The 20259-nt window shown below is 69.1% G+C and carries 18 protein-coding genes; 8 read left to right on the forward strand and 10 right to left on the reverse strand.

What is annotated here, in order from left to right; genetic code table 11:
* Positions 1–32 precede the first annotated feature (32 nt).
* The 8 genes from AC3ZJJ_RS13740 to hpaE all read right to left on the reverse strand — a co-directional run bounded on the left by AC3ZJJ_RS13740 (position 33) and on the right by hpaE (position 10368).
* The gene (locus AC3ZJJ_RS13740) at positions 33–1460 is read right to left on the reverse strand and encodes an MFS transporter (RefSeq protein ID WP_489892376.1); all 1428 of its coding nucleotides are present in this window, start codon (positions 1458–1460) and stop codon (positions 33–35) included.
* Positions 1461–1754: 294 nt separating this feature from the next.
* The gene (locus AC3ZJJ_RS13745; protein WP_489892377.1) at positions 1755–3401 is read right to left on the reverse strand and encodes an FAD-dependent monooxygenase; all 1647 of its coding nucleotides are present in this window, start codon (positions 3399–3401) and stop codon (positions 1755–1757) included.
* 47 nt (positions 3402–3448) lie between these two features.
* Entirely contained in the window at positions 3449–4300 is an 852-nt protein-coding gene (locus AC3ZJJ_RS13750) for a fumarylacetoacetate hydrolase family protein (protein ID WP_489892378.1), read from the reverse strand.
* 146 nt (positions 4301–4446) lie between these two features.
* Complete coding sequence (locus AC3ZJJ_RS13755) at positions 4447–5121, reverse strand: GntR family transcriptional regulator (RefSeq protein ID WP_489892379.1); 675 nt, start codon at positions 5119–5121, stop codon at positions 4447–4449.
* A gap of 80 nt (positions 5122–5201) precedes the next feature.
* Positions 5202–6077 (reverse strand): VOC family protein, encoded by an 876-nt coding sequence (locus AC3ZJJ_RS13760; protein WP_489892380.1) that lies wholly within the window; start codon positions 6075–6077, stop codon positions 5202–5204.
* Between the two features lie 259 nt (positions 6078–6336).
* Positions 6337–7713 carry an MFS transporter gene (locus AC3ZJJ_RS13765; protein WP_489895851.1) on the reverse strand — a complete coding sequence of 459 codons (1377 nt, stop codon included), beginning with the start codon at positions 7711–7713 and terminating at the stop codon, positions 6337–6339.
* A gap of 23 nt (positions 7714–7736) precedes the next feature.
* Positions 7737–8834 carry a 3,4-dihydroxyphenylacetate 2,3-dioxygenase gene (hpaD, locus tag AC3ZJJ_RS13770; protein ID WP_489892381.1) on the reverse strand — a complete coding sequence of 366 codons (1098 nt, stop codon included), beginning with the start codon at positions 8832–8834 and terminating at the stop codon, positions 7737–7739.
* Between the two features lie 28 nt (positions 8835–8862).
* A complete protein-coding gene (gene hpaE, locus AC3ZJJ_RS13775; protein ID WP_489892382.1) occupies positions 8863–10368 on the reverse strand; it encodes a 5-carboxymethyl-2-hydroxymuconate semialdehyde dehydrogenase in 1506 nt (501 codons plus the stop codon).
* Between the two features lie 207 nt (positions 10369–10575).
* Between hpaE and hpaH the strand changes: the two genes are divergently transcribed.
* From hpaH to AC3ZJJ_RS13790, 3 genes are read left to right on the forward strand one after another with little or no spacing between them, the layout of a single operon-like run.
* The gene (gene hpaH / locus AC3ZJJ_RS13780) at positions 10576–11361 is read left to right on the forward strand and encodes a 2-oxo-hept-4-ene-1,7-dioate hydratase (RefSeq protein ID WP_489892383.1); all 786 of its coding nucleotides are present in this window, start codon (positions 10576–10578) and stop codon (positions 11359–11361) included.
* On the forward strand, positions 11346–12155 hold the full coding sequence (locus tag AC3ZJJ_RS13785) for an HpcH/HpaI aldolase family protein (RefSeq protein ID WP_489892384.1): 810 nt from the start codon (positions 11346–11348) through the stop codon (positions 12153–12155). The genes hpaH and AC3ZJJ_RS13785 overlap by 16 nt, the downstream gene beginning before the upstream one ends.
* Positions 12156–12198: 43 nt before the next feature.
* Positions 12199–12630 (forward strand): DoxX family protein, encoded by a 432-nt coding sequence (locus AC3ZJJ_RS13790; protein WP_489892385.1) that lies wholly within the window; start codon positions 12199–12201, stop codon positions 12628–12630.
* On the opposite strand, the gene AC3ZJJ_RS13795 is transcribed toward AC3ZJJ_RS13790, so the two are convergent.
* Positions 12631–13071, reverse strand: a complete 441-nt coding sequence (locus AC3ZJJ_RS13795) for a pyridoxamine 5'-phosphate oxidase family protein (RefSeq protein WP_489892386.1) — start codon at positions 13069–13071, stop codon at positions 12631–12633.
* 111 nt (positions 13072–13182) lie between these two features.
* Between AC3ZJJ_RS13795 and AC3ZJJ_RS13800 the strand changes: the two genes are divergently transcribed.
* From AC3ZJJ_RS13800 to AC3ZJJ_RS13810, 3 genes are all read left to right on the forward strand, one after another.
* Positions 13183–15243 carry a copper-translocating P-type ATPase gene (locus tag AC3ZJJ_RS13800; RefSeq protein WP_489892387.1) on the forward strand — a complete coding sequence of 687 codons (2061 nt, stop codon included), beginning with the start codon at positions 13183–13185 and terminating at the stop codon, positions 15241–15243.
* Positions 15244–15259: 16 nt separating this feature from the next.
* Positions 15260–15736: a DUF6153 family protein gene (locus AC3ZJJ_RS13805; protein ID WP_489892388.1), complete on the forward strand. Its 477-nt coding sequence runs from the start codon at positions 15260–15262 to the stop codon at positions 15734–15736.
* 131 nt (positions 15737–15867) lie between these two features.
* The gene (locus AC3ZJJ_RS13810) at positions 15868–16539 is read left to right on the forward strand and encodes a DUF305 domain-containing protein (RefSeq protein WP_489892389.1); all 672 of its coding nucleotides are present in this window, start codon (positions 15868–15870) and stop codon (positions 16537–16539) included.
* Here AC3ZJJ_RS13810 and AC3ZJJ_RS13815 read toward each other — a convergent pair.
* The gene (locus AC3ZJJ_RS13815) at positions 16502–18235 is read right to left on the reverse strand and encodes a gamma-glutamyltransferase (RefSeq protein ID WP_489892390.1); all 1734 of its coding nucleotides are present in this window, start codon (positions 18233–18235) and stop codon (positions 16502–16504) included. The two genes, AC3ZJJ_RS13810 and AC3ZJJ_RS13815, sit on opposite strands and share 38 nt — an antisense overlap.
* Before the next feature lie 164 nt (positions 18236–18399).
* Between AC3ZJJ_RS13815 and AC3ZJJ_RS13820 the strand changes: the two genes are divergently transcribed.
* Entirely contained in the window at positions 18400–19542 is a 1143-nt protein-coding gene (locus tag AC3ZJJ_RS13820; protein ID WP_489892391.1) for a DUF418 domain-containing protein, read from the forward strand.
* Positions 19543–19551: 9 nt separating this feature from the next.
* Positions 19552–20226, forward strand: coding sequence for an IclR family transcriptional regulator (locus AC3ZJJ_RS13825; RefSeq protein ID WP_489892392.1), 675 nt, complete (start codon positions 19552–19554; stop codon positions 20224–20226).
* The last annotated feature ends 33 nt before the right edge of the window (positions 20227–20259 follow it).

Genomic DNA, 20259 nt, shown 5'->3' on the forward strand with positions numbered 1-20259 from the left:
GGCGGGCCTTCGGGTGGGATGCGCGGGGGTCGCTAGGCGTCCTGCAGCCGCCCGTTCTTCCCGTGGTCGGGTTCCATCGAAGTCGGCCGGGCCGGCTTGGAGCGGGCGGCCCTCTTCGACTGTTGGGAGTCGGCACCCTCGCGGCTCATGGCGACCGCGACGAGCCCGAGGACCAGCACGGCGATCCAGAACACCCCGACCAGCTGGAAGCCGCCGCCCCCGGCGACCACAAGTGCGGACGCGATCATCGGGGTGAATCCCGCCCCCAGCGTGGAGGCGCCCTGGTAGGCCAGCGACGCGCCCGTGTAGCGGACCTCCGGCGGGAACTGCTCGGAGATGTAGGCGCCGATCGGGCCGGCGAGGACACCCTGGATAAGCCCGTTTCCGACGAGGACCGCGAGGGCGAAGTCCCACGCCTCGCCGCTGTGCATGAGTTGCAGCGCCGGGAAGGCCCAGAGCGCGCCGGCCACGCCACCGACCGCGAGCACGGCGCGGCGTCCGAATCTGTCGCTGAGCCGCGCCGCGGCGAAACAGGTCGCGATCGTAATGACCGCGGCGACGCCCTTGATGTTCAGCACGAACGAGCGGTCCACACCCTCGGCCACGGCCACGGAGACGCCCCAACTGGTGAGGATGCCCTGCATCGTGTAGAAGCCGAGCGAGGCGACAAGGGTGATGACCACGATGCGCGGGAACCTGGAGATGACCTTGCCGAGGGGCGTCTTGATCCTGTCGCGCTTCTCGACGGCCTGGGCCTCGAGGGCCTGGAAGACGGGGGTCTCCGCGACCTTCAGCCGCACGACCATGCCGACGATGATCAGGACGGCCGAGAGCAGGAACGGAATCCGCCAGCCCCAGACCAGGAACTGGTCGCCTGTGGCGGCCGAGGTCCCCGAGACAACCAGGGTGGCGATGAGTCCTCCGGCCGGGCCGCCGGCGTTCGCGAAGGCCGCGGCGAACCCCCGTTTGCTGGGGGGCGCGTGCTCCACGGCCATCAGCGTTGCGCCGCCCCACTCGCCGCCTACGGAGATTCCCTGGACGAACCGCAGCAGGACCAGGATGATGGGCGCCGCGATGCCGATCTGCGCCGTCGTGGGAAGCACCCCGATCGCGATCGTCGCCCCGCCCATCATCAGCATGGAGATCACGAGCATCTGCTTGCGGCCGAGGACGTCGCCGTAGTGCCCGAAGACGATGCCACCGAGGGGGCGTGCGACGTAGCCGACGGCCAGCGTGCCGAAGGAGGCGAAGAGCGCGACAGAGGGTGTGAGGTTGGAGAAAAAGACCTTGTCGAACACCAGCGCGGCCGCCGTCGCGTAGAGGATGAAGTCGTAGTACTCGATGATGCTGCCCATAAGGCTGGAGCCCAGGACGCGGCGCATGTCCTTCGTGTTCAGCGATTCGATCTTCGGCGCGCTCGGCGCGGGGCCTGCGGGTGGTGGAGTCTGTGGCCTTGCCATGCTTTTGAACTCTCTCGCTTCAGGAGGGTCACGCGCTCGGGCCTCTTGGGAGGGCTTCCGCGTCTTCGCGGACGGCTTGTGAATTGCGTCTCCGCCAACCATGGCACGCGTCACGTTGCGGGCGCTACCTTTTGCGCATTTTTTACGGAAAAAACATTTTCGGGTCGATAGACTACGACTTGGGACGACGACTCCGGATGGGCCTTGGCGTAGCGTACGCGCCCGCGGACCCCTGGATGAAGGGCGCGCGAAAGCCCCCGACGCTCGGACGGCGCCGGGGACTGTGGTGCGGGGCTATGCGGAGACGTTTGCCCGCGCCGGCGCCACGCCCGGGACGTATCGGGCCACCGCCCGCAGGGCCTCGTCTTCCCGGTCGGCGGGCACCACGAACGCCACATAGCGGTCCGGACGGACCAGCAGGGACACTTGCTCCCCGGCGATGTCGGCGAACGCGCCGTCGAGGTCCCGGACAATTTCGGAGTTGGCGGCGGATGCGCTGCCAGCCGAGGCGACCCCCGAGAGGACCTCGAACTCGCCGTCGCGCCCGAAGCGCAGCAGCGACCAACCGCGGCCCATGACTTCATCCAACGGCGCGGCCTCGCCGGAGGATCGCCGCACCAGGGGCTGGGGCACCGACCTTCCCGCAAAGGATCGCGCCGCCTTCGGCGCGTCGGTCGGGGGCAGCACACAGCCGTCCGTGAAGTGCGGCTGCTTGAGGAACTTCATGCCGATCAGCCAGCTCTTGGCGCGGGGAACGATGCCGCTGAGCCTCAGCACGCCGTCCCGGAGGGCGCACAGCACGGGGTTCGTATTCATCACGACCTTGCCGATGCGGTGCGAGAGCCTCACCATCTCCGCGGCGTGCGGGCGGCGCTCGTCATGGTAGGTGGAGACCAGCGCCTCGCCGGCGTGGCCCTTGACGTGCGCGGCGACCTTCCAGGCCAGGTTGGCCGCGTCCCGGATGCCCGCGTTGAGCCCCTGGCCCGCGAACGGCGGCATCATGTGCGCGGCGTCCCCGGCCAGCAGGACACGGCCCACCCGGTAGCGCTCCGCGACGCGCTGGTGCGCCACATAGACCGCCGCGCGGCGCACGTCGATGGCGCGCAGCGCCTGGTACGGCGCCACCAGCCGGGCGATGGATTCGGGGGTGACCATGGCCGCCTCGTCCTCGCCGGGAAGCAGCATGAATTCGTACCGCCTCCTGCCCTTGACGCCGGGCACCACCACGGCGGGCCGGCTGCCGTTGCAGTGGAACTCGGCGAACTTCTCGGGCTCGCCGGCGTTCAGGAGATCGACGACGATCCACTTCTGCGTCTGCGTGGATCCACCCATGTCCACGCCCAGGGCCGTGCGGGCGAAGGACCTCCCGCCGTCGCAGGCGACGAGCCACTTGGCGTGGACCGTGAACTCCTCGCTCTCCGCCGCGGCGTCCGGACCGGCCGACTCGCCGCGGTCCCCCGCGCCCACGCCCGAGATCCCGCGGGAACGGCCTCCGCACTGGCGGACGTCGACCCGCACGCCGTCGCCGGCGTCGTTCAGGGCGATGGCCTCCGCGTTGAAGAACAGCTCGATGCCTGGCCGGCGTTGGGCGGCCTCCAGCAGGAGGGCCTCCATGACCGGCTGGTCGAACTGGGACTTGCCCGGCTGCCCCAACCGGGGCGCCCCAGGGCGCACGTCGGCGAGCAGTTGACCCTTGCGGCCGAAGTAGCGGGCTCCCGTGTCCAGCAGCATCTCCGGAGCCAGCCGGTCCATCACGCCGATCTCCTGCATGACCCGCAGCGTCTCGTCGGTGGCGCTGATGGCCCGGGGTTCGTCGCCACTGCCCGGGTGCCGCTCCACGAGCACCACGTTGACGCCGAAATCCGCCAGCAGGTTCGCCGCCGTCAGGCCCGTGGGACCCGCCCCCAGAACCAATACGTCGGTTTCAATCGTCGGGGCCATGGTGTTCCTCCTCGTGGGACTGCGCGTTGTGGGGACTGTCGTGGCGGCTAGGCCGCGGCTTCGACGGTGTTGCGCAGGACGCCGAGACCGGTGATCTCCACCTCGACCACGTCCCCCGCGGACAGGAGGCCGGAGGGCTCCATAAAGAGTCCTACGCCGCCGGGTGTTCCCGTGACGATGACGTCGCCCGGGCTCAGTTTGGTGAAGCCGCTGACGTAGGCGATGAGCTGCGGGATGGAGAAGTAAAGGTCCGCGACGGACGCCTTCTGCCGCACCTCGCCGTTGACCCGGGTCTCCAGCACCAGGTCGTCGACGTCTCCGACGTCGGACGCGGGGACGAGGTAGGGGCCGAAGCCGCCGGTGCCCGGGAAATTCTTGCCGGGTATCCATTGCGACGCGGCCTTCTGCCAGTCGCGGACCGAGAAGTCGTTGTACGCGGCATAACCGGCGATGTGGTCCCAGGAGTCCTCCTCGGTGATGTGGAAGCCCTCCTTGCCGATGACGAGGGCCATCTCGCCCTCGTAGTCGAACTTCGTCGTCGAGGCGGGCATTTGTGCGGGCTCGAGGTGGCCCATCTGGCTGTCGGCGAAGCGCGTGAAGACGGTGGGGGCGTTTTGTCCCGTCTTGCCGGACTCCTCCTGGTGCGTCCGGTAGTTGACGCCAATGCAGATGATCTTGCCGGGATTGGTGATGGAGGGCAGGAAGGTGATCGCCTCCTCGCCGCGGGACGGCGCGGACCCAAACTCCTCGCCGATGCGGCCGAAGACGCCCTGTTCGATCGCGGCACGAAGGGTCGGCGCCACCTTGGTGCCCGTCGGACCCAGGTCGTACGCCCGACCCTGGTCCACAATGCCCCAGGTCTCGCTGCCGTCTGTTGCAATGAAGGATACGTACTGCATGGGTTTTCCTTTCCCGGCGGCGCATGGCTCCGCCTCAACGGGCAACGCTCGGGCGTGCCCTCGGGGGACTGATGGCCACTGGGATCGTGGCGGACACCACAAAGACTAGGGCCTAAATAGTGCACTTGTCAATGGATTATATATTCTCAAGGCGCAGATGCGTCGAGAGAGAGGCCCGCCTCAAGCACCACATCGACCGTCGCCTCGTAATGCCGGCGCAGTAGGGAACCCAGGCGCGCGGGGTCGCGGTCGAGCGCCGCCGCGAGGAGCCCTCGATGCTCCTCCTCCACGTCGCGGCCGCTGGCGGCGGGCGACGGCGCGGCCCACTGGCGGTAGAGTTCCGTCGAATCGGCCAGGTTCGAGGCGAGCCTGGTCATCGGCCGGCAGTCGCACGCCTCGATGAGCTTGGCATGGAAGGCGCGATGGGCGCGGGTCCAGTCCTCGTTGATCCGGCCCGCTCCCTCGCCCACGCGCCGCGGCGTCCTCGCGAGCTGGTGGTGCACCGCGATCAGTTCTGCCTCCCACCGCACTCCGCCGCGTTCCACGGCCAAGCGCGCGGCGAGCGCCTCGGTGGCGCAGCGCAGTTCCGTGAGGTCCCGCAACTCCCGGAGTCGGAGTTCGCGCACGAAGAATCCGCGGTTGCGCTCGATGGTGACCAGGTCGTCGCCGGCCAGCCGGGTCAGCGCCTCGCGGACCACGGTGGTGCTGGTTCCGAAAAGCGCGGCCAGACTGACGGGCTGGAGCTTGTCCCCCGGCGAGAACTCCCCGCCAAGAAGTGCGGTGCGGATCGCGTCGAGCGTTGTCGAGCCTGGGTTGGCCATGCCATCCACCTGATTCCTGTGTGCGCGGGGCTTCAACACTATCCGCCGGACCGCGCGGCCGGTCGGACACGGCGGCGGGGCTAGCGTCGGTTGGTGGCCGTCGGGATGCCGAAGGTGCGGAACTCCCGCGGACGGAACGGGCTCCACATGTTCCACCAGTTGTCCTCCGCGCCCCATACGACCGGCGGACGCTCGTCGTCGTAGATCTGCTCCAGATCGGTGTAGAGCTCCACGACGGCGCCGGACGCCTCGACGTAGTATGCGGCGACGTTGTGGCCCGCGCCGTGGCGGACGGGGCCCCAAATGAGTTCGCGCCCCTGCGCGTGCAGCCGGTCGCCGAGCTTGCCGAGGTCGGTGATGGATTGCGTCTGCCAGGCGTGGTGGTGGAACGTGCCCCGGCCCGCGATGAGCGCGATTCCGTGGTGGTCCGGATTGCATCGCATGAAATAGGCGTAATCGTCGCCGATGACGTCGGACAGCCGGAAGTCCAGCACGCGCTCCAGGAAGTTCTTCATCCCCGCCACGTCGACGGGATGGAAGTTCATGTGCCCGTAGCGGTCGGGCCCGAAGCCCTTCGCGTGGGCGATGTCCGGCTGCATGCCGATGTAGATCTCGAAGATCCACCCCTCGGGCCCGATGAAGGAGAAGCCGTCCTGAATGCCGGCGCTGACGCTCTTCTCGCTGATGATCGGCAGGTTTTCCGCCTCGACCCGCCGGCGGATGGTGCGCAGCGCGTCGCCGTCGCGCGCCACGAGGCCGATGCTGTGGACCGCGTTGACGTCGGAGTCCACGTAGACCAGCTCGTGGTGCACGTTTCCGGCCGCGAGGTACACCTCGCTGGCCGTCTTGTCCGTGACGCGCAGTCCCAGCAATTGGGTGGCATCGAAGATGGAGTCCTCGATGTTGGTGGTCTGGATGGCAACGTGGCCCATCTCGCGTATCAAGCCCCAGGACATCGGGCCTCCTATCAGTCGTCGGCGGGCTACAGCGCTCTGGCCGCCAGTCCAAAAACCGCGGCACGGCCCTTTTGGCCGAACCCAAGAAAACAATATCGTGGAATAATCTATTATTCAATGGATTTCGCACAACGGGGTGGCCCTACGGAAAGGTAACCCCCAGGCAACACAAAAAGGCCGGCAGCCCGGAACCCCGAGGGGGTCCGGGCAGCCGGCCTGGTCAAAGGAACGAGCGCGTGGGCACCGCTCCGCTCGGGGCCTAAAGAACCGCCTTCTCGCAGGCCGGCTCTCGCCGCTTGTCGAAGATGGTGGCGCCGACCTCCTGCTCGGCCTGGTTGTTGATCGAGAGGTTGATCCCCGGGCGGTCCCGCAAGATGACCACGGCCACGATGGACACCAGCGTCATGCCCAACAGGTAGAGCGAGACGGAGGCGCTGCTGCCCGTGGAGTTGATGAGCGCCTGCGCGATGGTCGGCGCGAAGGCCCCGCCGAGGATGGCGCCCAGGGCGTAGGAGATCGAGACCCCGGAGAACCGCACCGAGGCCGGGAAGATCTCGCTGTACCAGGCGGCCTGCGGTCCGTAGCCCAGCCCCAGCCCGAAGGTGAACAGGCCCAGCGCCAGGTACAGCAGCGGCAGCGACCCGGTGTCGATCAGCCAGAACAGCGGGAAGACGGCCAGCGCCTGCGCGGAGAAGCCGATCAGGTAGGTCCGCTTGCGGCCGATCCTGTCCGCCAGGAACCCGGCCAGGAAAGTGAAGACGAACCACATCGCCGCGGCGAAGGTGATCGCCACCAGGACGTCCGTGCGCTCCAGGCCGACGGCGTCGCTGGTCGCGTAGCTCGGGATGAACCCGCCCGTCGCCATGTACCCGGCCGCGTTGTTGCCGGCGAAGACCAGCGCGGCCAGGACCACCAGCAGCCAGTGCTTGCGGAACAGTTCCGCGATCGGGACCTTCGCCTGCTGCTTCTTCGCCGCGATCTCCTCGAACACCGGAGACTCCTCCACGGCCCGGCGGACCATGTAGCCCACGCCGATCAGCACGATGCTGAGCAGGAACGGGATGCGCCAGCCCCACTGGATGAACGCCTCGCCGGACGAGATCCACCCGGTCATCAGCGCCGTGACGCCGGACGCCAGCAGCATGCCCAGGGGCACACCCAGCTGCGGGAAGGCGCCGGCGCGGCCGCGGCCGTCGGCCGGAGCGTGCTCCACGGCCATCAGGACCGCGCCGCCCCATTCGCCGCCGGCGGAGATCCCCTGCAGGATCCGCAGCAGCAGCAACATGACCGGGGCCAGGATCCCCGCGGTCTCGTAGGTCGGCAAGACGCCGATGAGGGTCGTCGAGGCGCCCATCAGGATGAGCGTCATGACCAGCATCGGGCGCCGGCCGATCTTGTCGCCGAAGTGCCCGGCCAGGAACGCGCCGAGCGGGCGGAAGAGGAAGCTGATCCCCACCGACGCGAACGCGAGCAGGAGCCCGATGGACTCCCCCGCCGGGGCGAAGAAGACCTGGGCGAACACCAGGCCGGCGGCCGTGGCGTAGATGAAGAAGTCGTACCACTCGATGGTTGTGCCGACGATCGTGGCGAACGCGACGCGTCGCTGCGTGGCCCGCGCCCCGGCGTCGGGCCTCATCCTGGAGTCGGTCCGCGCCCTGCTCACAGCTGGTGGCCCATCTTGAAGCCGATCTCCTCCCCGGGATCGCCCGTCATGGCGTCGCCCGGTGCGCGGGTGTAGGAGAACCCGTCGGCGCCGACCGTCACGGCCATCTCCGAGGAGTCCGTGCGCTTGACGACGTCCTGCGGCTTGCCGTCAAGGTCCAGGACCAGCGAGGCCTCGGTGTACCAGGACGGGACCACGGGGTTGCCCCACCAGTCGCGGCGCTGGTTGTCGTGCACGTCCCAGGTGATGACCGGGTTGTCCGGGTCTCCGGTGTAGTAGTCCTGCGTGTAGATCTCGATGCGGTGGTCGTCCGGATCCAGGATGTAGAGGTAGAACGCGTTGGAGACGCCGTGGCGTCCGGGGCCGCGCTCGATGCGGTCGGACATGCGCAGCGCGCCCATCTTGTCGCAGATCTGGATGATGTTGTGCTTCTCGTGGGTGGAGAAGGCGACGTGGTGCATGCGCGGTCCGTCGCCGCCGGTCAGGGCGGTGTCGTGGACGGTGCCCTTGCGGTGCATCCAGGCGGCGTAGGTGACGCCCTGGTCGTCCTGGATGTCCTCGGTGACGCGGAAGCCCAAGTCCTCGAGGTACTTGCGGCCGCGCGGAACGTCCGGGGTGACCTGGTTGAAGTGGTCCAGGCGGACCAGCTCGCCCGCGGAGTAGATGTCGTAGCGCTGGTGCAGGCGCTCCACGTGCTCGACCTCGTGGAAGAACTCGTAGGGGAAGCCCAGCGGGTCCTCGACGCGCAGCGAGTCGCCGATGCCGCGGACGAACCCGTCCGCGCGGCGCTCCGTGCGGCAGCCCAGCTCCTTGTAGTAGGCCTCGGCCAGGTCCACGTCCTCGCGGCCGCGCACCCGGTAGGAGAACGCTGCGACGGCGGCGATCGGCCCCAGCGTCAGCACCAGGTTGTGGTGGATGAACTCCTCGAAGGAGCGCAGGTAGATCTGCTGGTCGTCCTCGTAGGACACGTGCAGGCCCAGCAGGTCCACGTAGAAGGCGCGCGACTTGGCGAGGTCGGTGACAACGATCTCCATGTAGGCGCAGCGCAGGATGTCCGGGGCGGGGACGGAGGGCTTGGGGATGGTGTTGCTCATGGTTTTCTCCTTCGAAAACGCGGGGCGCCTAGGCGCCGAACTTGGGGGTGTGCACGTCGCCGAGCGTGATGTGCACGGCCTGCTGGTCGGTGTAGAAGTCGATCGAGCGGTAGCCGCCCTCGTGGCCCAGGCCGGAGGCCTTGACGCCGCCGAACGGGGAGCGCAGGTCGCGGACGTTGTGGCTGTTCAGCCAGACCATGCCGGCGTTGACGTCCTGCGCGAAGGTGTGGGCGCGCTTGAGGTCCGACGTCCACACGTACGCGGCGAGGCCGTACTTGGTGTTGTTCGCCAGCGCCAGCGCCTCCTCGTCGGTGTCGAACGGTGTGATGGCGACGACGGGGCCGAAGATCTCCTCCTGGAAGATCCGGGCGTCCGGGGCGACGTCGGCGAAGACGGTCGGAGCCACGTAGGAGCCGTTCTCCTGGCCCTCCGGCAGGTTCTCCGGGCGCCCGCCGCCCGCGAGCAGCTTGCCCTCGGACTTGCCGAGCTCCACGTAGGACATGACCTTGTCGTAGTGCTCGGGGTGGACCAGCGCGCCGACCTGCGTCTTGGGGTCGTGCGGGTCGCCGACCACGATCCTCTTGGCGCGCGCGGCGTAGACCTCGCAGAAGCGGTCGTAGATCTCGCGCTGGACCAGGATGCGCGAGCCGGCGGTGCAGCGCTCGCCGTTGAGCGAGAAGACGCCGAAGAGGGTGGAGTCGATCGCGGCGTCGAAGTCGGCGTCGGCGAACACGATGGCCGGGGACTTGCCGCCGAGCTCCATGCTCATGCCCTTCAGGCCCTCGGCGCAGTTCCGGAAGATCGTCTGCCCGGTGCTGGATTCTCCGGTGAAGGAGATCAGCGGGACGTCCGGGTGCTTGACCAGCGAGTCGCCGGCGGATTCGCCGAGGCCGTTGACCAGGTTGAACACGCCGTCCGGCAGGCCGGCATCCTTGAAGATCCGCGCCCACAGCGAGGCCGAGAGCGGGGTGAACTCGGCGGGCTTGAGCACCACGGTGCAGCCGGAAGCGATCGACGGCGCCAGCTTCCAGGACTCGAGCATAAACGGGGTGTTCCACGGGGTGATGAGCCCGGCGACGCCGATCGGCTTGCGGTTCACGTAGTTGATCTGCGAGCCGGGGACCTTGAAGGCGTTGTCGTGCTGGGCGACGATCAGGTCCGCGAAGAAGCGGAAGTTCTCGGCGGCGCGCTGGGCCTGGCCGCGGGCCTGGGTGATCGGCAGGCCGGTGTCGTAGGTTTCCATCTCGGCCAGGCGGTCCTCCTGCGCGACGACGGCGTCGGCGATCGCGTAGAGGACACGGGCGCGCTCGCGCGGCTTCATGGTGGGCCACGGGCCGTTCTCGAAGGCGTCCTTCGCGGCGGCTACGGCGGCGTCGACGTCGGCCTTCTGGCCGGAGGCAGCGGTGGCGTAGGCCTGGTTGGTCACCGGATCCAGGACCTCGAAGGTCTCTCCGCCGATGGAGTCGACGAACTTGCCGCCGATGTAGTGCTGCAGGTGGTTCGGAAGGTTATCCGGTACGAAGTGCTTGGTCATGGTCTTCTTTCCACGGTTTCGAGGTTCCACGGTTTCGAGTCGACTGGTTCTGTATCCAGCCCGTCGAGGGCCAAGATGGGAGGGACTCGACGGTGTTTTTCGTACATGAAATCGTATACGATCTAGTGTGAGGGAGCACACTCCCCGCCGTCAACCCCACGAACCAATCATCGGGACCATCACGGAACCGCGAACGAAAGGTGGACCATGCTCAGCGACGAGACCATCACCCAGATCGCCGACGAACTCGTCGAGGCGGGCCGGACGCGCACCCCGGTCCAGCGGCTCACGGCCAGGTACCCGGACATGACGATCGAGGACTCGTACCGGGTCCAGAACCTCTGGCGCCGTCGCTCAGAGGCCGGCGGGCGCCGCCTGGCCGGCCGCAAGATCGGCCTGACGTCCAAGGCCATGCAGGCCGCCACGGGCATCAGCGAACCGGACTACGGCATCATTTTCGAGGACATGGTCCTGGAGAACGGCAGCACCATCAAGTGGGACCAATACACCCACCCGCGCGTGGAGGTTGAGCTCGCCTTTGTGCTGAACAAGGACGTCAACGGACCCAACGCCACCATCTTCGACGTCCTCAACGCCACCGAATACGTGGTTCCGGCGCTGGAGATCCTGGACTCGCGCATCGAGATGGAGGGCCGCACCATCGTGGACACCATCAGCGACAACGCCGCGATGGGCGCCATGGTCATCGGCGGAAACCCGGTCCGGCCCCAGGACGTGGACCTGCGCTGGATCTCCGCCATCCTCTACAAGAACCAGACCGTGGAGGAGACCGGCGTCGCGGCCGGCGTCCTGAACCACCCCGCGGCCGGCGTGTACTGGCTCGCCAACAAGATCGCCGCCCACGGGGACGGCCTCAAGGCCGGCGAGACCATCCTCGCCGGCTCCTTCACCCGCCCGCTCTGGGTATACAAGGGGGACACCGTGTTCGCCGACTACGGAAAGCTGGGGACCATCACATGCCGTTTCGAGTAGACCCGCCGAAGTCCTTCAAGGACCTCTTCCCACCCGGCGGCCGCACCGTCGCCGGCATGTTCCTGAACTCGGGCGACGCCGGCATCGCGGAGATCTGCGCGGGGTCCGGGCTGGACTACCTTCTGATCGACGGCGAGCACGGCCCGATGAACCTCGAGTCCGTGCTGGCCCAGCTTCGGGCCATCGCCGGCTACCCGACCGTCGCCGTCGTCCGCGTTCCCGCCAACGATCCGGTGGCCATCAAGCAGTTCCTGGACCTCGGCGCGCAGTCGCTGATCGTGCCGATGGTCAACAATGCCGACGAGGCGCGCCAGGCCGTCGCCGCCACCCGCTACGCGCCCGGGGGCGTGCGCGGCGTCGGATCCGCACTCGCCCGCTCCGCCCGCTGGAACCGCGTCCCGGACTACCTGGGGCGCGCCAACGAGTTCATCTCGCTGCTGGTTCAGGTCGAATCCGTCGAGGCGGTCGCCAACGCCGCCGAGATCGCCCGCACGGAAGGGGTCGACGGCGTCTTCGTCGGCCCGTCCGACCTCGCGGCCACCATGGGCCTGCTCGGCGCCCAAGACCACCCCGACGTCGTCGACGCCGTGGTGCGCACCATTCGCGCCGTCAAGGAGGCCGGCAAGATCGTCGGCGTCAACGCCTTCGTGGAGGCCCAGGCCCGCGCCTACATCGAGGCCGGGGCCGACTTCGTCAACGTAGGCGCCGACGTCGCCCTGCTCGCCCGCGGTACGGAGGCCCTCGCCGCCAGGTACATCGGGGACACGCCCGGCGGGGCACCGGCCAGCTACTGAGCCGGGCCCCCATCACCACACAAAACCATCAAGGAGAACAACGATGAACCTGAACGCCAGCACCGCCGTCCCCGTCCGCCTTGCGGCGGTCGCCCTGACCGGGACCACGTACGCACTCCTGGGCTACGACGCGCTGCGCACACCGGGCGCCCGCGTTGACATGGCCGCGTCCACGCTGGACCGGGTACGCAAGATCGTGCCGCTGCCCATCAACGACGCGACGGCGGTGCGCGCCAACGGCGCGGTGCAGGCGGCCGCGGGGACCCTGTTGACACTCGGAGTGTTCCCGCGGGTCTCGGCGCTGGTGCTCGCCGGCTCGATGGTCCCCACCACGATCGCGGGCCACCCGTTTTGGACGGTCCAGGACCCCGCGGCGCGCAAGCAGCAGCGGACGCAGTTCCACAAGAACCTCGCCATGATCGGCGGCCTGCTCTTCGCCGCGCTGGACACCCCCCGGCGGCGGCCCGGGCACTAGTCAGCCGGCGCTCGGCCCGCCGCGCTGCACGCTGAACCGCCGGCCGCTGGTCTGGGACGGCACGATCCGTAGGTAGCGGCTTTTGAGGCCCGCCTGCCAGGGAGAGATCGGCAGTTCCAGGGTCGCTATGACCTCGGCGATGCTTCCTGGCGCCTCCACGGTTCCCTTGACGACCGCGCTCCAGGCGGCGTTGGTCTCGGGATCACGGCCGTCGACTTCGAAGGCCACGGGCGCCGCGTTGAGCGCGCCGTCGAATTTGGTGCCCTCCCCCGAACGGAAGACGACCGTGCCTTCGTCCACCACGTGGTTGATGGGGAAGATCTCCGGCCGCCCGTCGACGACGACGGCGATCCGCCCCACCTCGGCGCCGCGGATGGCCTCCCAGCACTCGGCCTCCGTGAGGTGGGTGATTCCAAAGTGTGCATCGTCCTGAGCGCTCATGGGCACAGCTTAGGGGGCGGGCCGCGTCGCGGACAGGGGAAGCCTTGGCGTTCCCATATACCCCATGGGGGTATATGGTGTCGGTGTCGAGCGGCGAGGGAAGGAAAGACCATGGAAGGGCACCAGACGCACCACCCAGCGGCGGCCGAGGACGCGGAACACGCCGTGCACAGCCACGGCGTGCACGCCGGCCACAGTTCCGCCATGTTCAGGAACAGGTTCCGGCTCAGCTTGGCCCTGTCTCTGCCGGTGGTGTACTTCAGCCCGATGCTCTCCCACCTCCTCGGATACCACCTCCCCCAGTTTCCCGGATCCACGTGGATCCCCCCGGTCCTCGGAACCGTGGTCTTCCTCTACGGCGGGACCCCGTTCCTCAGGGGCGGGCTGCGGGAACTGGGGACCCGCAAACCCGGCATGATGCTGCTGATCGCCATGGCCATCACGGTCGCGTTCGCCGCCTCATGGACCACGACGCTGGGCATCGGCGGCTTCGACCTCGACTTCTGGTGGGAACTCGCCCTGCTGATCGTCATCATGCTGCTGGGCCACTGGATGGAGATGCGCGCCCTCGGCGCCGCCTCCGGAGCGCTGGACGCGCTGGCCGCCCTGCTGCCCGACGAGGCCGAGCTTGTCGGCGGAGACGACGTGCGCACGGTAGCGATCGGGGAGCTGGCGGTCGACGACGTCGTCCTGGTCCGCTCCGGCGCCCGCGTCCCCGCCGACGGGAACATCGTCGAGGGGGCCGCCGAGTTCGACGAGTCCATGATCACCGGGGAATCCCGCACCGTTCCCCGCTCGATCGGCCACAAGGTGGTGGCAGGGACGGTTGCCACCGACAACGCCGTGCGCGTCCGGGTTTCCGCCGTCGGCGGCAACACGGCGCTCGCCGGCATCCAGCGGCTGGTCGCCGAGGCCCAAGAGTCCTCCTCGCGGGCGCAGGCGCTCGCCGACCGCGCCGCCGCCCTCCTGTTCTACTTCGCCCTCGGCTCAGGAATCGTCACCTTCACGGCCTGGACCCTCTTGGGCAGCCCCGACGACGCGGTCGTCCGCACGGTCACCGTCCTGGTGATCGCCTGCCCGCACGCCCTCGGCCTGGCCATCCCGCTGGTCATCGCGATCTCGACGGAACGCGCCGCGCGCTCTGGGCTGCTGATCAAGGACCGTATGGCCCTGGAGCGGATGCGCACCGTGGATGTGGTGCTTTTCGACAAGACCGGCACCCTGACCGAAGGCCGGCACGCGGTCACCGGCACTGCGCCGATGCCCGGCACCGGCGCCGCCGAACTCCTGGCGGTCGCGGCCGCCGTCGAGGCCGACTCCGAACATCCGGTGGCGCGGGCCATCGTCCGTGCCGCCGCGTCGGACCCCGAGTCCCACGGCCTGGGGCTGCGCGGAACGGACTTCACTTCCCTTACCGGGCGGGGCGTCGCGGCCACCGTCGCCGGCGCGGAGGCCGCCGTCGGAGGGCCAAACATGCTGCGCGGCCTCGGCCTGGACAGCCCACCGGACATCGCGGCGGCGACCGACGAATGGCGCGCCCGCGGAGCCAGCGTCTTGCACGTCGTCAGAGAGGGGCGGATCATCGGCGCCCTGGCGCTCGAGGACAAGGTGCGCGACGAGTCCCGGGCGGCCGTCGTCGCGCTCCAACGGCGCGGGGTCAAGGTGGCCTTGGTGACCGGCGACGCCCGGCAGGTGGCGGACGCGGTCGGCAGGGAACTGGGCATCGACGAGGTCTTCGCGGAAGTGCTCCCGCGGGACAAGGACAAAAAGGTCCTGGAACTCCAACAGCGCGGACTCCGGGTGGCGATGGTGGGGGACGGGGTGAACGACTCCCCCGCCCTCGCGAGGGCCGAGGTCGGAATCGCGATCGGCGCCGGCACCGACGTGGCCATGGAATCCGCGGGCGTTGTACTGGCCGGAAACGACCCCCGAACCGTGCTCTCACTCATGGACCTTTCGCGGGCCAGCTACCGTAAAATGATCCAAAACCTGGTGTGGGCGACCGGCTACAACATCATCGCGGTGCCGGTCGCGGCCGGCGCCCTGGCGTTCGCCGGGGTGGTGCTTTCCCCGGCCGTGGCCGCCATTCTGATGTCGGTCTCCACCATCGTCGTGGCACTCAACGCGCAGTCGTTGCGCGGGGTCGACCTCGACCCGGACCTCGTGGCATAGGCGGGAGGGAAACATCGTGGGCATCCGGACCGGCAGGCTCGCCGACGCGCTCTCTCGCCACCTGCTGCTGGCCCTGGGGTTCACGGCCCTGCTCTTGGGCCTGTTGGGCATGCACACCTTGGGCATCGACCACGTGGCCCCGAGCCACCATCAGGCCGCCGCCGTGCCGGAAACCCACGGCGTGGAGTCGCAACACCACCACGCGGCGCCGACGACCGGGGCACTTCAGGATGCGGGAGCGGCCCACGGCCCGGGCGCCGTCCAGGACGCCACCGATCAACCGTGGTGCGCGGAGGACTGCGGACTGCACGCCGCCGTGGCGGGCATGTGCGTGATGGCCCTCGTGGGCGGCTCGGTGCTGCTCCACCTCGCCGCACGGGCCCTCCGCCCGGTCCCCGGAGCGGGCCTCGCCGAAACGCCCCCGCGCCAGGTGCCGAGGGACCGCAGACCGCCTCCCCCTTCGTTGGTTCAACTTTCCGTCAGCCGAACGTAGGACGCCGCGCACACGGTAAACACCGCCGTCCCCATGCGGCACGGCCATGCGTTCCACACGTTCCACACGGCCCACCCCTGTCGTGGGGTGGCGACGAAGAGTCAGAACAGCTTCCGAAGGATGTCAGAAAAATGTTTGAGATGTTGAAGATCGAACGTGCCCCGAAACGGCGCACCACACTGGCCGCCATCGCCCTCGCGGGCGGCCTTGCCCTCGCCGGTTGCGCCGGCGGTGGAACCGGCCCCGGCGCGGGCACGGCGGATCCGGCCCCGGGCAGCTCGATGATGGGCGGATCGAGCATGGGCGGGCCCGGCATGGGTGGTGGGCACGGAAGCTCCCCCGGAGCCGGGATGAATGCGGACGTTATGTTCGTGCGGATGATGATCCCGCACCACGAGCAGGCCGTGCGGATGAGCGACACCATGCTGGCCAAGAGCGGGCTCGACACCCCCCTCGTTGACCTTGCCAACAAGATCAAGGCGGCCCAGGGGCCGGAAATCGAGCAGATGGAATCGTGGCTCGACGAATGGGGCCAGCCCAGCATGCCCGCAGGTTCCAGCGGGCAGATGGGCGGAATGATGGGTCAGGGCGATCTGGACAGCCTCGAGGCCGCCGAGGGGGACAGTGCCGCAAGGCTGTTTCTCACCCAGATGATCGCCCACCACCGGGGAGCGGTCCAGATGGCCGAACGGGAGGTCGCCAACGGCTCCAACCAGGACGTGAAGGACCTCGCCGCGAAGATGGCGGCGGACCAGAAAGCCGAGATCACGGTGATGGAGGACCTGCTGGCCGACTACCAATAGGGCTGCCCACACGGTGTGCCGCCTCGCGCCGGGTGTCGGTGGCGGCGGTGATTCTCCCTGTCGCATAGTCGATCTGCAGGGCCTGAACGGACCCGAACACCGCGTCCTTGCGGGCCGTGACCTGCGGGCGCCAGCCCTTGGAACGGAGGCGCGCGGCAAGATCCCGGGAAGGCGCCTCCTCCAGCGCGACCACACCGTCCTGGAGGTGGTGGCGGGGCGCGTCGACCGCTTCCTGTAGCGTGGCCCCGCCCAACGCCCACGGCACCAGCACGCCGGCAAGGATGTTGGGGATTTGGTGGCCGCCGGGCGTCCCGAGTCCCAAGACGGGCCTTCCCCTGTCGTCGAGCACCAGGCTAGGCGCGGCCCAACTGACGGACTTGCGGCCGGGGGCGGGCTGATTGTTCGGCGTATCCAGGGTACCGAAGCGGGAGAGCTGATTGTTCAGGAAGAAGCCGCCGACGCTCTCGGCCCCGCCGCCGCCCCAGAAGTTGGTGATCGTGTTGGTCATCGATACGGTGAGCCCGTCCGAATCGACCACCGTCAGGTGGGTCGTGTTGCCGGCGGCAATGGCTCCATCCCCGGCCGGGGGCGGCTCGACCGGCCCCGCGGCGGCACGTGCCGCGACCTTGGCCAGCCTCGCGTTGGTTGCCGCGTCCGTCAGCCTGTCCACGGGCACCTCAACGAACCGCGGATCCCCGAAGTAGCGGACGACGCCCGCGTCGGCCACCTTCCACGCCTCCGAGAGCCGTTCGACGTAGTCGGCGGAGCCGGGTTCGAGCGTGGCGACGTCCATGGCCTCGGCCACCTGCAGCATCTGGATCAGCGCCGCGCCGGGCAGGGCCGGTGGGGCGGATACGACCTGGAATTCCCCGAATCCACCGCTCACCGGGTCCTGCTTCTCGACCTTGTAGTCCGCGAGCGATCCGGCGTCGATGCCGTCCACCGCGGACAGCTCGTCGACCAGGCTTCCGGTGTAGAACGCCTCGCCTCCCTCGTTGGCAAGGACCTTCATCGTCGCCGCCAGGTCCCGCTGGACAAGCCGGTCGCCCTCCCCCAGCAGATCGCCGCCCGCGTTGAATTGCGGCAGGGGCGCCAGCGCCGCGGGCCCGGCGTCGCTGGACATGCGGTTGGCGAGGAAGGGCGATATTCCGAACCCGTCCTGCGCCAGGGCGATCGCGGGTTCCAGAAGTTCGGCCCACGGCAGTTCGCCGTGCTCGCCGTGGATCTCGACCATGCCGGCGACGAAGCCCGGAATGCCGGTCCCCGACGCGGGGACCACACCGTCGCGGGCCACCACCTCGCGGTAGTCGTAGGCGGCCGGATCCGTTCCCTGCTCCGCGAGGACGGCCGAACCGCCGCCCCCGATGCCGGAGGCGAAGGGCTCCACCACCGCGACCGCGAACGCCGTCGCCACCGCCGCGTCGGCGGCGTTTCCGCCCGCCGCGAGGACGTCCATCCCGGCGTCTACCGCGAGCGGGTGGGCGGCGGACACGGCGTGCTCGCGGAGCACGGTGGACCGGGCGGGGCTCGAGGACGGCCGCGGTGCGGGTGCCCCGGTCGGCGGCGCCGACGCCCCGGACGACGACGGCGCAACGGTCGCCGGCACATTCTCCGGATCTGAGGATCCGTCCTGGCCGGAACACGCGGTCAGCCCCAGCAGGACGGCCAGGGACGCGGCGAAACAACGACGGCGCATCGGGGATGGGGACATGCTGGCCGATGTGGGCATGATGGTCCTCGTTCCAGGATCGGGGGGCCCTGGCGCACAAGCCTAACCGCGGACCGCGCCCCACCGACGCGCCCGCCCCAAAAGTGGCGAAATGGTTTTCGTTCCCGGCCATTCAGGACATGATGCTAAGCATGACGCACGCCGAGGCATCGACGCCTTCGCCCAGCAAAGGGGCGCGGACGGTGGGGTCTTCCCGGATCCTTGCCCTGGATGCGGCGCGCGCCGCCGCCATCGTCGGCATGATTGCCGTGAACGTGGGTCCGCGGCACAGCGAGGGGTTGGCCGGCCTGATCTACGAACTTCCGGCGGGAAGAGCCTCGCTGCTTTTTATGATCCTCGCCGGCGTGGGAATGTCGATCATGTCCCGCTCCTCGCGCACCCCCGGCGGCAGGGTTCCGTGGGCCACGATTCTCTGGCGGGCCGCGCTGTTGGTGGTGGGCGGCCTGGCCCTGCAATTGATGCACCACGAGGTCAGCGTCATCCTGCCCACGTACGGGCTGCTGTTCCTGGTGTGCCTGCCGGTATTGCGCCGCTCCGCGAAGACACTGGCTGTCCTGACGGTGCTGGTTCTCCTGGGAGGGCCAATCCTGTGGCTTGCCGCCCAGGGCGCCTGGGGACAGACATACCAATTTGTCCCACCCACCATCCTGGACGGACCCGTCGGCATACTGCGCGGCATACTGCTGTCCGGTTCGTACCCGGCGGTCGTGTGGGCGGCGCCCTTTATGGCCGGGCTCCTCATCGGTCGGGCGAACCTGCGGAATCTTCGTGTGCAGAGGCTGCTGGTTTTTTGGGGTCTCGGCGCCGCTGCCGGCGGGTATCTGCTCTCGCGCCTGCTCATAGTCGTCGCCGGGGAACCCGGTGAGAACGTCGGGATGGACCGACTTGTTTCCGCGGTCGACCACTCGCAGATGCCGCTCTGGCTTATCTCGGGAACCGGCAGCGCCGCGTTTGTGCTCGGCCTTTTCCTCGTGGGCGAAGGGTTCGTGGCCCGCCGCCTGGGCTTCCTGGTGCCCGCCGGACGGCTTTCCCTCACGATCTACGTTGGGCACCTGGTTATTCTCGCCATGCTGGTGCGGCCCGAGCCGCACTTCCTGATCGAAGGCATCGTCATCACGGCGTCGCTCTCCGTTCTGTCCATCCTCTTCGCCGGCTGGTGGACCCGTCGTTTCACAACCGGGCCGCTGGAGATGCTCCTGCATTGGCCCCGCATCGGCCGCTTCCACACCCCCTCGCCACGCGGTGCAGGCAGTCCGGGCGGATCCGAGCCGTAGGCTGGCGTTATGCCACCCACAGAATCCCCCGACGCGGGCGAAACCACCCCCGGCAACCGCACGCTGGAGCGCGCCGCCGCCATCCTGGACGCGGTCGGGCCGGCGTCTGCCTCCGCGAGCGAGCTGGCCCGCCGGACCGGCCTGTCCGTCTCGACGACCCACCGCCTGGCGCTGTACATGGTCGAATACGGGTTCCTCCGCAGGGCGGACAGCGGCAGCTTCAGGCTGGGCCACCGTTTTGTGCGCACCACGCTGGAGAGCTCCGCCCTGCCCGTCCTGGAGGAACTGCGCGAGTCCACGGGCGAGACCGCGCAGCTGTGGATCCGCCGCGGGAACGAGCGCGTTTGCGTCCTGAGCTCGGACAGCCACCACGAGCTGCGCGCCACCCTCCCGCCGGGCTCGCGGCTGCAGCTTCCCGCCGGCTCAAGCGGCCGGCTCCTCGCCGCCGAACCCGATGCCCTGCGGGAGGTCGAGGGCTCCGGATGGGTCGAGTCCGTGGGCATGCGCACCCCCGGCCTCGGTTCCGTGAGCGCCCCGGTGCGCACCCAGGGCAACGTGATCGCGGCCGTCTGCCTCGCCATGCCCCTGGCCCGCGTGTCCGTGTCACCCGGCGCCGACTTCGGCGACGCCGTGGCCGTTGCCGCCCGGCGCATCGGCGACGAACTAGAGGGCCTGGGCCACTAGCCGCGCCTCCGGCCGGCACCTACCGGCGTTTTC

Source organism: Arthrobacter sp. AOP29-A2-19, from assembly GCF_058138025.1.